At 40.1% G+C, this 14931-nt stretch carries 18 protein-coding genes and 1 tRNA gene; 14 read left to right on the top strand and 5 right to left on the bottom strand.

The genetic code is table 11. The features are described from left to right. Window positions 1–304: 304 nt before the first annotated feature. Both QM874_RS08565 and QM874_RS08560 read right to left on the bottom strand, forming a co-directional pair. Window positions 305–377 (bottom strand) — tRNA-Thr (locus tag QM874_RS08565). Between the two features lie 118 nt (window positions 378–495). Further along, window positions 496–1245, bottom strand: coding sequence for a lysophospholipid acyltransferase family protein (locus tag QM874_RS08560; RefSeq protein WP_414316966.1), 750 nt, complete (start codon window positions 1243–1245; stop codon window positions 496–498). Window positions 1246–1377: 132 nt separating this feature from the next. Here QM874_RS08560 and QM874_RS08555 point away from each other — a divergent pair, with 132 nt between their 5' ends. The 6 genes from QM874_RS08555 to QM874_RS08530 all read left to right on the top strand — a co-directional run bounded on the left by QM874_RS08555 (window position 1378) and on the right by QM874_RS08530 (window position 8450). Continuing rightward, window positions 1378–3714 carry a cation-translocating P-type ATPase gene (locus tag QM874_RS08555; RefSeq protein ID WP_414316965.1) on the top strand — a complete coding sequence of 779 codons (2337 nt, stop codon included), beginning with the start codon at window positions 1378–1380 and terminating at the stop codon, window positions 3712–3714. A 100-nt stretch (window positions 3715–3814) separates the two neighbouring features. Beyond that, on the top strand, window positions 3815–4492 hold the full coding sequence (locus QM874_RS08550; protein ID WP_414316964.1) for a tRNA (adenine(22)-N(1))-methyltransferase: 678 nt from the start codon (window positions 3815–3817) through the stop codon (window positions 4490–4492). After that, complete coding sequence (locus tag QM874_RS08545; RefSeq protein ID WP_414316963.1) at window positions 4479–5276, top strand: Nif3-like dinuclear metal center hexameric protein; 798 nt, start codon at window positions 4479–4481, stop codon at window positions 5274–5276. The genes QM874_RS08550 and QM874_RS08545 overlap by 14 nt, the downstream gene beginning before the upstream one ends. 16 nt (window positions 5277–5292) lie before the next feature. Beyond that, window positions 5293–6396 (top strand): NAD(P)/FAD-dependent oxidoreductase, encoded by a 1104-nt coding sequence (locus tag QM874_RS08540; RefSeq protein WP_414316962.1) that lies wholly within the window; start codon window positions 5293–5295, stop codon window positions 6394–6396. 100 nt (window positions 6397–6496) lie between these two features. Continuing rightward, window positions 6497–7516 (top strand): UDP-glucose 4-epimerase GalE, encoded by a 1020-nt coding sequence (gene galE, locus QM874_RS08535; RefSeq protein WP_414316961.1) that lies wholly within the window; start codon window positions 6497–6499, stop codon window positions 7514–7516. Continuing rightward, the gene (locus tag QM874_RS08530) at window positions 7500–8450 is read left to right on the top strand and encodes a glycosyltransferase family 2 protein (protein ID WP_414316960.1); all 951 of its coding nucleotides are present in this window, start codon (window positions 7500–7502) and stop codon (window positions 8448–8450) included. Before galE ends, QM874_RS08530 begins: the two co-directional genes overlap by 17 nt. Before the next feature lie 98 nt (window positions 8451–8548). Here the strand turns inward: QM874_RS08530 and QM874_RS08525 are convergent, their stop codons facing one another. Then, window positions 8549–8752, bottom strand: a complete 204-nt coding sequence (locus QM874_RS08525; protein WP_414316959.1) for a ferredoxin — start codon at window positions 8750–8752, stop codon at window positions 8549–8551. 45 nt (window positions 8753–8797) lie between these two features. Between QM874_RS08525 and QM874_RS08520 the strand changes: the two genes are divergently transcribed. The 6 genes from QM874_RS08520 to pdxT all read left to right on the top strand — a co-directional run bounded on the left by QM874_RS08520 (window position 8798) and on the right by pdxT (window position 12665). Continuing rightward, window positions 8798–9286, top strand: a complete 489-nt coding sequence (locus QM874_RS08520) for an SAG1386/EF1546 family surface-associated protein (protein WP_000410178.1) — start codon at window positions 8798–8800, stop codon at window positions 9284–9286. Window positions 9287–9294: 8 nt separating this feature from the next. After that, window positions 9295–9966: a (d)CMP kinase gene (cmk, locus tag QM874_RS08515; protein WP_414316958.1), complete on the top strand. Its 672-nt coding sequence runs from the start codon at window positions 9295–9297 to the stop codon at window positions 9964–9966. Window positions 9967–10105: 139 nt separating this feature from the next. Continuing rightward, the gene (locus QM874_RS08510; protein ID WP_414316957.1) at window positions 10106–10444 is read left to right on the top strand and encodes a zinc ribbon domain-containing protein YjdM; all 339 of its coding nucleotides are present in this window, start codon (window positions 10106–10108) and stop codon (window positions 10442–10444) included. Between the two features lie 2 nt (window positions 10445–10446). Beyond that, window positions 10447–11079 (top strand): Pr6Pr family membrane protein, encoded by a 633-nt coding sequence (locus QM874_RS08505; RefSeq protein WP_414316956.1) that lies wholly within the window; start codon window positions 10447–10449, stop codon window positions 11077–11079. Between the two features lie 137 nt (window positions 11080–11216). Further along, the gene (gene pdxS / locus QM874_RS08500) at window positions 11217–12092 is read left to right on the top strand and encodes a pyridoxal 5'-phosphate synthase lyase subunit PdxS (RefSeq protein WP_223339211.1); all 876 of its coding nucleotides are present in this window, start codon (window positions 11217–11219) and stop codon (window positions 12090–12092) included. Beyond that, a complete protein-coding gene (gene pdxT / locus QM874_RS08495) occupies window positions 12093–12665 on the top strand; it encodes a pyridoxal 5'-phosphate synthase glutaminase subunit PdxT (RefSeq protein ID WP_414316955.1) in 573 nt (190 codons plus the stop codon). It begins immediately after the preceding gene. 32 nt (window positions 12666–12697) lie between these two features. Here pdxT and trhA read toward each other — a convergent pair whose 3' ends face one another. Together trhA and QM874_RS08485 are read right to left on the bottom strand one after the other, a co-directional pair. Beyond that, complete coding sequence (gene trhA / locus QM874_RS08490; protein ID WP_414316954.1) at window positions 12698–13345, bottom strand: PAQR family membrane homeostasis protein TrhA; 648 nt, start codon at window positions 13343–13345, stop codon at window positions 12698–12700. Next, complete coding sequence (locus QM874_RS08485; RefSeq protein ID WP_414316953.1) at window positions 13335–13790, bottom strand: DUF1836 domain-containing protein; 456 nt, start codon at window positions 13788–13790, stop codon at window positions 13335–13337. Before QM874_RS08485 ends, trhA begins: the two co-directional genes overlap by 11 nt. Window positions 13791–13924: 134 nt before the next feature. On the opposite strand from QM874_RS08485, the gene QM874_RS08480 reads away from it, so the two are divergent. Beyond that, the gene (locus QM874_RS08480; protein ID WP_414316952.1) at window positions 13925–14425 is read left to right on the top strand and encodes an N-acetyltransferase family protein; all 501 of its coding nucleotides are present in this window, start codon (window positions 13925–13927) and stop codon (window positions 14423–14425) included. Further along, a complete protein-coding gene (locus QM874_RS08475) occupies window positions 14418–14930 on the top strand; it encodes a methylated-DNA--[protein]-cysteine S-methyltransferase (protein WP_414316951.1) in 513 nt (170 codons plus the stop codon). The genes QM874_RS08480 and QM874_RS08475 overlap by 8 nt, the downstream gene beginning before the upstream one ends. Window position 14931: the final 1 nt, after the last annotated feature.

The following is a 14931-nucleotide window of genomic DNA, read 5'->3' as shown; positions in this document are numbered from 1 at the left end:
AGCCTATAAGCATATAACTGAGTGAAGTTATAGATGTTTATTGTCGGAAGGAAAAGACAAAAGATGCGGCCTAGTAGGACTCAGAAAAATAAAAAAAGCTCTCTGGTAAAACCAGAAAGCCTGAGAGGCATCTCCATGTGAGAAATCGGTTCACACAATTTCTCAAGGTCCGCTCCTGCGTTATGACCTCCTATGCTCAATAGTAGCTCTCGCTACATATCGACTCATCGCATTGTCTATTCTACTATAAGGTCTATAAAATGTCAAGAAAAAATCAGCTCCCTATTAAGGAACTGATCAACAATGCTAATTGCCGGGATCGAACCGGCGACCTCATCCTTACCATGGATGCGCTCTGCCTACTGAGCTAAATCAGCTTACTTAAAAAGTATACTATAGTTTCAAATCTTTGTCAATAAGTTATTTCTTTAAAAAATAATCGGATTTCCGCTCAAAAAAAGGCTTAAGGAGATAGCTCCTAAGCCACTGTTTCTTTTATCCTAATTTTTCTTTTATTTTGTCTGGATTCCAGATAAAGCTTGCGATAAAGCTAAAAATGATGGTGATGATAGCTACGATAATAGCTAGAATAAGGGCAGGGATACGGATAAACCACCAAAGTGGATTTGGTTTCTTATCATTGTGCCATTGTTTCGTTTCCTCATCTAAACGTTGGAATTCAGATTGGATGCGGTCTGCAACCATCTCAATACCTTCTTCATTCATTTTTTTGATGTCAGAAATATCAATAGGATTTCCAAAGTTCATGTCGACACGTTCACGACTAATGAGCCCTTTTAAAGTCATCGGACCAGTGTAGGTAACTGGCATGATTCGTACTTTGGCCATTTTAGCGATGAGAGCAACACCACCTTTAACATCGTTGGAATGACGACTGCCACTTGGGAACATGATGAGAGAGCGGTCGCTCTTTTTAAGAACATTGATAGGGTATTTGATAGCAGAAGCGCTAGGATTTTCACGATCGATTGGAAAGGCACCACACATGCGAATCCACCAGCCAAAGATACGGTTGGTAAAGAGTTCCTTTTTAGCCATAAATACAAATTGCTTCGGTTTGGTAGCGAAGGCCATATAGACTGGATCCCACCAGGTACGATGGGGGGCAACGAGGATATAGTTTTCATCTTGACTCGGAATTTTATCAGTATTATGATAGTGAGCATTACCGTTGATAGACCATAGGATCAAGACAACAAGCCCACGTAGATAAGTATAAAACATGGTGTCTCCTTCAGTTTTCTTTCTTTTATTATACCTTATCATACTAGTACAGGCAAATGTTTTTTTGTATAGGCTGAACAGCTCTTTATATGAAATTAGAAATATTCAAAAAAAAATGATATGATAGAATTTATGGATAAAAATAAAATGATGGGATTAAACCAATCAGAAGTCAAAGAACGTCAGAAACAGGGACAGGTCAATGATTTCCAAGCTTCAGCTAGTACTAGTACATGGCAGATTGTGAAGAGAAATGTCTTTACTTTATTCAATGCTTTAAACTTTGCCATTGCCTTAGCGCTCGCCTTTGTTCAAGCTTGGAGCAATCTAGTTTTCTTTGCGGTTATCTGCTTTAATGCATTTTCTGGGATTGTTACCGAGCTACGAGCTAAACATATGGTTGATAAACTCAATCTCTTGAATAAAGAAAAAATTACGACAATTCGTGATGGACAAGAGATAGCTTTGGACCCCGAAGAACTTGTTTTAGACGATGTGATTCGCTTGTCAGCAGGAGATCAGATTCCAAGTGATGCCATTGTATTAGAAGGTTTTGCAGAAGTCAATGAAGCTATGTTAACGGGTGAGAGCGACTTGGTGCAAAAAGAAGTAGAAGATTTAATGTTGTCGGGTAGCTTTCTTGCAAGTGGTTCTGTCCTCGCTCAGGTACATCATGTTGGGACGGAGAACTATGCTGCTAAACTCATGCTTGAAGCTAAGACGGTGAAGCCAATTAACTCTCGTATCATGAAATCGCTAGACCAGTTAGCCGGCTTTACTGGGAAAATTATCATTCCTTTTGGTATTGCTCTCTTGCTTGAAGCCTTGGTCTTGAAAGGTTTACCACTGAAGTCTTCTGTAGTCAATTCATCTACAGCTCTTTTGGGGATGTTGCCTAAGGGAATCGCCCTTTTGACCATTACCTCTCTCTTAACCGCTGTTATCAAGCTTGGTTTGAAAAAGGTTTTGGTACAGGAGATGTATTCTGTTGAGACTTTGGCGCGCGTAGATATGCTCTGCTTGGATAAGACAGGTACCATCACCCAAGGGAAGATGCAGGTTGAGACTGTCCTTCCTCTTACTCCAGCTTATGACAAGGATGCCATTGCCAAAATACTAACTAGTTATATGGCACACAGTGAGGATAAAAATCCAACTGCTCAAGCTATTCGAAAGCGTTTTGCGGGAGAGGTAGCTTATCCGATGATTTTTAGCCTTCCATTTTCAAGTGATCGAAAATGGGGAGCAATGGAGTTGGAAGGTCTAGGAACTGTTTTCCTAGGCGCACCGGAGATGTTGTTGGATGCTGAAGTTCCTGAAGCTAGAGAAGCTCTTGAACGAGGATCTCGTGTTTTGGTGTTAGCGCTCAGTCAAGAAAAACTTGACCATCACAAGCCACAAAAGCCATCTGATGTTCAGACTTTGGCTTTGCTTGAGATTCTAGATCCAATCCGAGAAGGTGCTGCTGAGACTTTAGACTATCTTCGTTCTCAGGAAGTGGGATTGAAAATTATCTCTGGTGATAATCCAGTCACTGTTTCAAGTATTGCTCAAAAAGCAGGTTTTGCAGACTATCAGAGCTATGTAGATTGTTCGAAAATTAATGATGAAGAATTGATAGCCATGGCTGAGGAAACAGCCATTTTCGGACGTGTCTCGCCTCATCAAAAGAAACTAATCATCCAAACTCTGAAAAAAGCAGGACATACGACTGCTATGACAGGAGATGGTGTCAATGATATTCTAGCTCTCCGTGAGGCAGACTGTTCCATTGTTATGGCTGAAGGAGACCCAGCAACTCGTCAGATTGCAAATCTGGTCCTCTTGAATTCAGATTTCAATGATGTTCCTGAGATTCTCTTCGAAGGTCGTCGTGTGGTCAATAATATTGCCCATATTGCTCCGATTTTCTTGATTAAGACAATCTATTCCTTCTTGCTAACAGTTATCTGTATTGCCAGTGCTTTGTTGGGACGTACTGAATGGATTTTGAATTTCCCATTCATTCCGATTCAGATAACTATGATTGACCAGTTCGTGGAAGGATTCCCACCGTTTGTATTAACTTTTGAACGAAATATCAAACCTGTGGAACAAAACTTCCTCAGAAAATCCATGCTTCGAGCTTTACCAAGTGCCTTGATGGTAGTCTTTAGTGTTCTCTTTGTTAAAATTTTTGGAACCAGTCAAGGCTGGACCGACATTGAAATTTCGACACTTTTGTATTATCTATTGGCATCGATTGGTTTCATGTCTGTAGTTAGAGCTTGCTTGCCATTTAGCTTGTGGCGTGTGCTATTGATTATTTGGTCAGTTGGTGGCTTCCTTGGAACTGCTCTATTTCCAAGAATCCAAAAATTGCTTGAAATTTCAACACTTACAGGTCAAACATTGCCTATTTATGGCATTATGATGCTCGTCTTTATTGTGATTTTCATACTGACAAGTCGTTATCAAGTTAAAAGATAAAGAAAGACTGCAATCCATGATTGCGGTCTTTTTAGGTGCAGGATTGCTAGATAAAATATGGTATAATATAAGGAAATAGAGTTTTTGAAAGTGAGAGAAGATGATTTCAAAGAGATTAGAAACAGTAGCTTCTTTTGTTCCCCAAGGAGTTGTTTTGCTGGACGTCGGTAGCGACCATGCTTATTTACCTATTGAATTAGTTGAAAAAGGTCATATTGAAGCTGCCATCGCGGGTGAAGTTGTAGAGGGGCCCTATCAATCTGCTGTTAGAAATGTTGAAAGTCATGGCTTGACTGAGAAAATTCAGGTTCGTTTAGCCAATGGTTTAGCAGCTTTCGAAGAAAGTGACCAGATCTCTGTTATCACTATTGCAGGAATGGGTGGTCGTTTGATTGCTACGATATTAGAAGAGGGCTTGGACAAACTAGCCAATGTTGAGCGATTGATTCTTCAACCCAATAATCGTGAAGATGAGTTACGTAGTTGGTTACAAGACCATGGATTTCAGATTGTAGCTGAAAGTATTTTAGAGGAAGCTGGAAAAATTTACGAGATTCTAGTTGTGGAAGCTGGAGAAATGAAATTGTCAGCAAGTGACACCCGTTTTGGTCCTTTTCTATCTAAAGAACTTAGCCCCGTATTTGTCCAAAAGTGGCAAAGAGAAGCAAGTAAGCTCGAATTTGCCCTTAGTCAAATCCCAGAAAAAAATCATGAAGAACGTCAGGTTCTAGTAGATAAAATTCAAGCCATCAAGGAGGTGCTCCATGAAAGCAAGTGAAGTGATTAAGCGTTATGAAACCTATTGCCCCCAAGAATTTTCTATGGAAGGCGATAGTCGTGGTTTGCAGATTGGTACCTTAGACAAAGAAATCCAAAAAGTCATGGTTGCCCTTGATATACGTGAAGAGACAGTCGCTGAAGCTATTGAAAAAGGGGTTGATCTGATTATCGTTAAGCACGCGCCTATCTTCCGTCCGATAAAGGACTTGGTAGCTAGTCGCCCTCAAAATCAAATTTATATCGACCTCATCAAGCATGATATTGCAGTTTACATCAGCCATACTAATATTGATATCGTTGAAAATGGTCTTAATGACTGGTTCTGCCAGATGTTAGGTATTGAGGAGACGACTTATTTACAGGAGACAGGTCCTGAACGTGGCATCGGGCGTATTGGCAATATTAAACCTCAAATGTTTGAAGAATTTGCTGACCATGTTAAGGAAGTCTTTGGTCTAGATAGTCTCCGTATGGTGTATTATCAAGAGAGCGATTTGCAAAAACCCATTTCAAGAGTGGCTATTTGTGGCGGCAGTGGGCAGTCTTTCTACTCTGATGCTTTGGCAAAAGGAGCTCATGTTTACATTACTGGTGATATCTATTACCACACTGCCCAAGAGATGTTGTCAGACGGCTTGTTGGCTCTGGACCCAGGACACTATATTGAAGTTCTCTTTGTTGAAAAAATTGCAGCGTTCCTGAACGAATGGAAGGAAGAAAATGATTGGCCTTTAGAGGTTATCGCAAGTCAGGCATCGACCAATCCATTCCATCATATCTAGTTAGAAGGTAAAGACAATGAAAAAAGTTGCCATTGTAGGTGCAGGAATTGTAGGGGCAACAGCCGCCTACTATCTCTCTAAAGAAGCAGATGTCGAAGTAACTGTCTTTGATCATGGGCACGGACAAGCTACCAAGGCAGCGGCAGGAATCATCAGTCCTTGGTTTTCTAAACGACGTAATAAAGCTTGGTACAAGATGGCTCGCTTGGGAGCGGATTTTTATGTGGATTTATTGGCTGACTTGGAAAAATCGGGTCAACAAGTTGATTTTTACCAGCGTTCTGGTGTCTTTCTTCTCAAAAAAGATGATTCCAAGCTCGAGGAACTCTATGACTTAGCCTTGCAACGTAGAGAAGAATCTCCCTTAATAGGCGAATTAGCCGTTTTAGACCAAACGGCAGCAAGTAACCTATTTCCAGGATTAGTGGGATTTGAAAGATTACTCTATGCTTCTGGAGGAGCTCGAGTAGACGGGCAACTCCTAGTAAGTCGTTTACTGAAAGCCAGTCAAGTAAAGGTTGTTAAGAAAGAGGTCAGTCTAAATCCGCTAGCATCGGGTTATCAAATAGACAATCAAATGTTTGACCAAGTTATCTTGTCCACAGGAGCTTGGCTTGGTCACATTTTAGAGCCTTTAGGATATGAGGTAGAGGTTCGTCCTCAAAAGGGGCAACTCCGAGATTACCAAGTGGAACAAGACATGGGAGCTTACCCTGTAGTTATGCCAGAAGGTGAGTGGGATTTGATACCATTTCCTGGAGGTAAGTTATCTCTAGGAGCTACCCATGAAAATGACATGGGATTTGACCTAACAGTTGATGAGAATTTGCTCCAACAAATGGCTGAAGCAGCAAGTCCGTTTTATCCTAGCTTAAAAAATGCAATGATAAGTGGTGAACGTGTGGGAATTCGTGCTTATACGAGTGATTTTTCGCCGTTTTTCGGACAAGTGCCAAACCTATCAGGAGTCTTTGCTGCGAGTGGATTAGGATCGTCAGGATTGACAACTGGACCCATTATAGGCTATCACCTAGCCCAAATGCTTCAGGATAGAAGTGGAGTATTGGATCCAGCAGCTTATCCGATTGCAAAGTATGTCCAACGAAAAGAAATTAAGTAAATGTTTTACTTTATTTTACGTAATCTTTCGGGGTAGCAAATGACATTCCCCATCAAAAATGGTAAAATGAAAAAAATAATCTAAGAATCGAGGAAAAAAGATGCAAGAAAAGATTTTGGTAACAGGTGGTGCAGGTTTTATCGGAACTCACACTGTCATTGAGTTAATCCAAGCAGGTCACCAAGTTGTTGTGGTGGATAACTTGGTCAACAGTAGCCGTAAAAGTTTAGAAGTAGTGGAAAGAATTACAGGAGTTGAGATTCCTTTTTATGAAGCTGATATCCGTGATACAGATACTCTTCGTGACATTTTTAAACAAGAAGAGCCAACAGGTGTTATCCATTTTGCAGGTTTGAAGGCAGTTGGTGAGTCAACTCGTATCCCTCTTGCCTACTATGACAACAACATTGCTGGAACAGTTAGCCTTTTGAAGGCAATGGAAGAAAATAACTGTAAAAACATTATCTTCAGCTCTTCAGCAACAGTTTATGGAGATCCTCATACTGTTCCAATCCTAGAAAACTTCCCACTTTCAGCTACTAACCCATATGGCCGTACCAAGCTAATGTTGGAAGAAATCTTGACAGATATTCATAAAGCAGATTCAGAGTGGAACGTCGTTTTGCTTCGTTATTTCAACCCAATTGGTGCACATGAGAGTGGAGACCTAGGAGAAAATCCAAACGGTATTCCAAACAACCTTCTACCATATGTAACACAAGTTGCAGTTGGTAAATTAGAACAAGTTCAAGTCTTCGGAGATGACTACGATACAGAAGATGGAACAGGTGTTCGTGACTATATCCACGTCGTTGACCTAGCAAAAGGACACGTTGCAGCCCTTAAGAAGCTTCAAAAAGATTCAGGACTAAACGTTTATAACCTTGGTACAGGAAAAGGTTACTCTGTCCTTGAAATTATCAAAAATATGGAAAAAGCAGTCGGACGTCCAATTCCTTACCGTATCGTTGAACGTCGTCCGGGTGATATCGCAGCCTGCTATTCTGACCCAGCAAAAGCTAAGGAAGAGCTCGGATGGGAAGCAGGACTTGGTATTACAGAAATGTGTGAAGATGCGTGGCGTTGGCAGAGCAAACATCCAAATGGATTTGAAGACTAAAATGATGATTTCAATCATAGTCCCATGTTTAAACGAAGAGGAAGTACTTCCTCTTTTTTATCAAACTCTTGAAGCACTGATTCCAGATTTGGGAACAGAAATCGAATATATTTTTGTAGATGATGGGTCAACTGATAGGACTTTGGAAGTTTTAAAGGCATATAGGGAGCAAAATTCTGCAGTACATTATATCTCTTTCTCGCGAAACTTTGGGAAGGAAGCAGCCTTATATGCAGGATTACAGCAAGCAAGTGGAGATTTGGTTGTGGTTATGGATGCAGACCTTCAGGATCCGCCAAACCTCCTGCTTGAGATGAAAGAACTACTAGATCAGAATCCGGATTTGGACTGTGTGGGAACTCGTAGAACTAGTCGAGAGGGAGAGCCATTTCTACGTAGTTTCTGTGCCAATCTTTTTTATCGTTTCATGCAAAAAATTAGCCCAGTAGCCCTTCCCCTAGGGCTTCGTGATTTTCGGATGATGAGAAAATCAGTAGTAGATGCAGTGTTAGAATTGACAGAATACAATCGCTTTTCTAAAGGGCTCTTTGCCTGGGTTGGTTTTCGTACTCACTATCTAGAATACCCTAATGTTGAAAGGCAGGCAGGTAAGACTAGTTGGAGCTTTAGACAACTCTTTTTCTACTCTATCGAAGGGATTGTAAATTTTTCAGATTTTCCTTTGATATTAGCCTTTGTTGCTGGTCTTACGTCTTGTTTTATGGCTTTGGTGATGACCCTTTTTGTAGTTATTCGTACTCTTATGCTTGGGAATCCAACCTCTGGCTGGACATCTCTGATGGCTGTCATTCTATTTCTTGGTGGTGTCCAATTATTGACCATTGGTATTCTGGGAAAATATGTCAGTAAAATTTATCTAGAAACAAAAAAAAGGCCCCTCTATCTGATAAAAGAACAGAGTGAGCCGAGATAGGCTTTGATAAAAATTAGTCCTTCAAAAGACTATAATTTTCTGGAAAAATATGCTAAACTAGAAGAAGCGGGATCTAGAAATAGAATCTCCATTAACGATTAAAACTGGTCTTTGATGAGCGCGCGAGTTGGGCAATTTTTAACAGCCTCTAAGACGTCTTGACTAGGAGAAATTTCTTTTTCTAGCTGATCAGGATCATCGTAAAAACGTACAATACCATTATCATGGTAATCAAATAAATCAGAATAGGTTTGGCATAGCCCGCAGGCAATGCATCGTTCAGGTATAAGTGTGATTTTCATATTTATATTGTAATAAGAAATTAGAAAAAAAACAAGGAGTAAGGTATGGAAAAGGAACCATGGCAAGAAGATATTTACGACATCGAGGAAAGTCGTTCGGAACGAAGAAGCAGAGGAAATAAGGAATCAGGAGTAGGAGCTAATCGTATTTTAACGATTTTGGCTTGTATTTTCTTTGTTATCGTTGTCGGTATGATTGCTATTCTAATCTACCTGTCATCCGGTGGAAGTGATCGTACGGCAGCCTTGAAAGATTTTCATGATTCTTCTGCGCCTAAGGTAGAGGAAGTTTCTTCAACATCATCAAGTAGTTCAGTTGAAGCATCAAGTTCTGAAGCAGAATCAACTTCTTCAAGTAGTTCAGAGGAACATACAAATGCTGAGGGAACCATTACTGTCCTTGCAGGTGAAGGTGAGGCAGCTATTGCAGCTAGAGCAGGTATTTCTATTGCTCAACTTGAAGCCTTGAATCCTGGTCATATGTCTTCAGGAACTTGGTTCGCAAATCCTGGTGATGTCCTTAAGACAAGATAGGAGTGACAATGAAAACAATTCAGATTGCTATTGATGGGCCAGCTTCCAGTGGTAAGAGTACAGTAGCTAAGATTATTGCTAAGGACTTTGGCTATACTTATCTGGATACAGGCGCTATGTATCGTGCGGCGACTTACATCGCATTGAAAAACCAAATTAACCCAGATGAGCCATCTCAACTTCTTGAATTATTGGAACAATATCCGATTAGCTTTGGTCGCGCTGAAACAGGAGAACAGCTTGTTTTTGTTGGAGATGTAGATGTAACAAATCCAATCCGAGAAAATGAAGTAACCAACGCTGTCTCTGCTTTTGCGGCGATTCCAGCTGTTCGTGAAAAATTGGTAGCCCTTCAGCAAGAAATTGCCCAACAAGGTGGTATCGTTATGGATGGCCGCGATATTGGAACAGTAGTCTTGCCTAAGGCTGAATTGAAGATTTTTCTAGTAGCATCTGTAGATGAGCGTGCGGAACGTCGTTACAAGGAAAATCTTTCAAAGGGAATCGAAACAGATTTGGAAACTTTGAAAGAAGAGATTGCGGCGCGTGATTATAAAGATAGTCATCGTGAAACTTCACCTCTCAAGCAAGCCGAGGATGCAATCTATTTGGATACGACTGGACTCTCTATTTTAGAAGTTGTTGAAAAAATTAAATCAGAAGCACAAAAACATTTGTAAGAACTATAAAAACGATGAACTGAATTTCGGTTTGTCGTTTTTTTATCATGATTTGTCAAATAGTCTGTTTTAAGGTATAATAGTTGCTGTTAAAGAAAATTTGACATTCAAATAATTATAAATTTTTTAAGGAGATAACATGAATCATTTACCAAATTGCCCAAAATGTAATTCAGAATACGTATATGAAGATGGCACACTTCTTGTTTGCCCAGAATGTGCTTATGAGTGGAATCCTGCTGAGCAAGCAGAAGTTGAAGAAGGTCTTGTTGCCATCGATGCAAATGGAAATAAACTAGCTGATGGAGATACAGTCACTTTGATTAAGGACCTTAAAGTTAAAGGGGCTCCAAAAGATCTCAAACAAGGAACTCGTGTTAAAAATATCCGTATTGTAGAAGGTGACCACAACATCGACTGTAAAATTGATGGTTTTGGTGCTATGAAACTTAAATCAGAATTTGTGAAGAAGATTTAATCATGATTAAAAATGAAAAAGTAATATTTTATAGTCGTATCTTTTTATTTATAGTAGCCTTTACCGGTGTATACTTGGAGATTACCAAGCGCGGTGGTTTAGGGATGTTGCTTTACTACACAGTTCTTTCTAACCTTTTGGTTGTACTCTTTACAGGTTATCTTTTGTTAAAGATGCGTAGTGGTGGTGATAGTTGGCAGAGTCCTGGTATTCTACGTCTCAAAGGTGGCGTCACTATGAGTATTATGATTACTTGTGTCATCTATCATTTCATGCTAGCTCCTTTGACGACAGATTTTTACCGTTTGGAAAATTTCCTTTGCCATTATATTGTCCCTCTCTGGTTTTTAGCAGATACAATTATTTTTGACAAGAGTCGCCAATATAAGTTGGTTGATCCCATGCTTTGGACTAGCCTTCCTTTGCTTTATATGATTTTTGCCCTCTTAAACGGTTTTGTTCTAAAAATGGATGTCCCTAATGCTAAGGATAGTCCCTTCCCTTATTTCTTTTTGAATGCTACCAAACATGGTTGGGGCTTTGTCTTTAAATGGGCAGCCACTATCTTTGTTGCTTATATGGTTTCAGGATATCTGTTTTATCTTGTTAAAAACATTAAAAAATCTAAGAAATAAGAGTACCTTATATGGGTACTTTTTTAATGATTGAGATAATTGTACCCAGACAAATCGATTTTTTTTATCTTGTACTTGAGTCATTTCTACCTTAAAATAAAATTGTAGCTACCAATACAACTATTGAGGAAGAGAAAATGACTGAAAATCGTTATGAATTAAATAAAAATTTGGCACAGATGCTTAAAGGTGGCGTCATCATGGATGTTCAAAATCCTGAGCAAGCAAGAATTGCAGAGGCTGCAGGTGCGGCAGCTGTTATGGCCTTGGAGCGAATCCCAGCTGATATTCGTGCAGCTGGTGGTGTCTCTCGTATGAGCGATCCAAAGATGATCAAGGAAATCCAAGACGCAGTCAGCATTCCAGTTATGGCCAAGGTTCGAATTGGGCATTTTGTTGAAGCACAGATTTTAGAAGCCATCGAAATTGACTATATCGATGAGAGTGAGGTGCTATCTCCAGCTGACGATCGTTTCCATGTGGATAAGAAAGAATTCCAAGTTCCTTTTGTTTGTGGTGCTAAAGACCTAGGAGAAGCCTTGCGTCGTATCGCTGAAGGAGCATCGATGATCCGTACAAAAGGGGAACCTGGAACAGGAGACATCGTTCAGGCAGTCCGCCATATGCGTATGATGAATCAAGAAATTCGTCGCATTCAAAATCTCCGTGAAGATGAACTCTATGTCGCGGCAAAAGAACTCCAAGTACCTGTAGAATTAGTTCAATACGTGCACGAACATGGAAAACTACCAGTCGTGAACTTTGCAGCTGGAGGAGTTGCAACACCAGCAGATGCTGCTCTTATGATGCAGCTAGGTGCAGAAGGTGTCTTTGTTGGTTCAGGAATTTTCAAGTCGGGTGATCCTGTCAAACGTGCAGCAGCTATTGTTAAGGCTGTTACGAATTATCAAAATCCTCAAATTCTAGCTCAAATCTCAGAAGATTTGGGAGAAGCCATGGTTGGTATCAATGAGAATGAAATCCAAATTCTCATGGCTGAGCGAGGAAAATAGATGAAAATCGGAATATTGGCCTTGCAAGGTGCCTTTGTAGAACACGAGAAAATGCTTGCTCAACTAGGAGTTGAAAGTATTGAACTGCGAAACCTAGAAGATTTTCAGCAACACCAGAGTGACCTATCAGGTTTGATTTTGCCAGGAGGTGAGTCGACAGCTATGGGGAAACTGTTGCGAGATCAGCAGATGCTAATTCCTCTAAGAGAGGCTATTCTCAATGGTTTACCAGTCTTTGGAACTTGTGCGGGTTTAATTTTGCTAGCAAAACAAATCACTTCTCAAGAGGAAAGCCATCTAGCGACTATGGATATAGTAGTAGAGCGCAATGCCTATGGACGTCAGCTAGGAAGCTTTTATACTGAAGCAGACTGTAAGGGTGTTGGTAAAATTCCCATGACCTTTATCCGTGGACCTATTATTAGTGAAGTTGGTAAGGGTGTTGATGTTCTGGCAGTAGTGAATCATCAAATCGTTGCCGCTCAAGAAAAGAATATGCTAGTGACTTCATTTCATCCGGAATTGACAAATGATCTTCGCTTGCACCAGTATTTTATCAATATGTGCAAATAAAAAAGAGGTTGGGATTTTCCCAACTTCTTTTTTTACATATAATAAACAATGGCAATGTATTGCAGAGCAGAGGCTGCGAGGATGAAGAGATGCCAAATCATATGAAAGTATGGTTTCTTCTTAGCGTAGAACCCAGCACCAACTGTATAGCATAGACCTCCTGATACCATGAGACACCAAAACATTGGACTTGTCTGACTGATGATTGCTGGTAGGATAGTCAAGACTAGCCATCCCATGATGAGGTAGAGAATTAGACTAAATTTTTCATTGACTTTTTTGGCAAAGATTTTATAAAGAATACCAAAAATAGTTGTTCCCCACTGAATGGCGATAATCAGATAACCAAACCAGTTATTCATCAAGGTCAAAACGACAGGAGTATAAGAGCCAGCAATCGCAACATAAATCATGGAATGGTCGATAATGCGCAAGACATACTTATGAGTGGAACCATAAGCCATAGAATGATAGATGGTCGATGAAAGGAACATGAGAAAGAGGCTAATAACGAAAATCGACACCCCAATCGATGATAAAAATCCATGAGCTTCGTAACTATATGTCGATGAGATAGGGAGCAAAATAAGCATGATAAGTGCCCCTACAGCATGGGTTACACTGTTTGCTATTTCTTCTCCAAAACTAAGGCGTTTACTGAGTTTAAAACTAGTATTCATTTGTTTCCTCCTCTTCATTTTCTGTATAGACTAGTGCTAGTGTTTGATGATAGAGTTTGACCGTTTGGCAACTTGCTTGGATAATAGGATTGGCTGGGTCTAGGTCCTCATTCATATAGTCTACAAAAGCATTGTAAAGTTCTTCTGAGTTAGTCTCTGTGTGTAGGGTGTTTAGGGTTTGAGCAATTTCCTGGATTGAAAAAACAGACTTGAGCGTTGTGATAGCAATCAATCGTGCGATTTGTTTGCGTTGATATTTTTTCTTTTCAGGTTTACTGATATAACCATGTTTGACATAGTTGTTCACCATGGACGCTGTCAAACCTTTCTCCTTGTCAGGAGAAGCTGGAGGACAGATTTGATTGACATAGAGTAGAACCTGGTCCAGATAGAGATCAATGTTTGGAATTTCTTCCCATTTTGGATAGGAAAAAGTGGCTTTCATTTCCAACTCCTTTTTATCTAGTTTTAATAACTAGATTATAAAATAATATAAATGAAAAGTCAAGTTTTAACTGCTTGTAGAAAGCCTTAAATTATGCTATGATGAGAGAAACTAGTCAGAAAAGAGGAAGAAATATGGAAATTCGTTTAGCTTTTCCAAATGAAGTTGATGCAGTAATGAAAGTAATTGAAGATGCTAGAAAAACTCTAGCCAAAGCTGGTAGCGACCAATGGCAAAATGGTTATCCCAATGCTGATATTATCATTGATGATATCATCTCAGGTCAAGCCTATGTAGCCTTGGAAGAAGGGGAACTCTTAGCATATGCTGCAGTGACTAAGAGCCCAGAAGCAGCCTATGAAGCCATTTATGATGGAAGCTGGGAAGGAAGAGAGTCAGAGTATCTAGTTTTTCACCGTATTGCTGTGGCAGCAGATGTTCAAGGGCAAGGGGTAGCGCAGACCTTTTTGGAAGGCTTGATTGAAGGCTTTGATTACCTAGATTTTCGTTCAGATACGCACGCTGAAAATAAGGCTATGCAACATATCTTTGAAAAGCTTGGCTTTAAAAAGGTTGGCAAGGTTCCAGTAGATGGAGAACGCCTAGCCTATCAAAAATTAAAATCCAATGCCTAAAAAGTATGCAAAAATGCTCTATGTTTCTCCCGTAGGGGAGCTCTCACTTGTTGCTGATGACCACTACTTGCTTGGCATTTGGTTTCAAGGTCAGAAACATTTTGAGAGAGGTTTGGAAGCTGGGTGTATCGTTGATGTTCCAAGCCATCCAGTTTTGAAGCAAGTTGCTTCTTATTTAGATAGCTATTTCTCAGGACAAGACCAGGACCTATCTGAGCTTCCTCTGGCTCCTGTTGGTAGTGACTTTGAAAAAAGAGTCTGGAACTACTTGCGAGGAATTCCTTTTGGCCAGACAGTTACTTATGGACAAATAGCTAAGGACTTGCATGTAGCTTCTCCTCAAGCTATCGGAGGAGCAGTAGGGCGCAACCCATGGTCTATCCTCGTACCTTGTCACCGCGTCCTCGGTGCTGGTAATCGCCTGATGGGCTTTGCTTCAGGAATTGAGAAGAAGGCTTGGCTATTGAAGCATGAAAGTGCAACATTTAAAGAGAATATAGAATAGA

The sequence above is a fragment of the Streptococcus infantis genome (assembly GCF_047463615.1).
In the GTDB taxonomy this organism is placed as follows: domain Bacteria; phylum Bacillota; class Bacilli; order Lactobacillales; family Streptococcaceae; genus Streptococcus; species Streptococcus infantis_X.
This window is presented reverse-complemented; position numbering and strand designations above follow the sequence as displayed.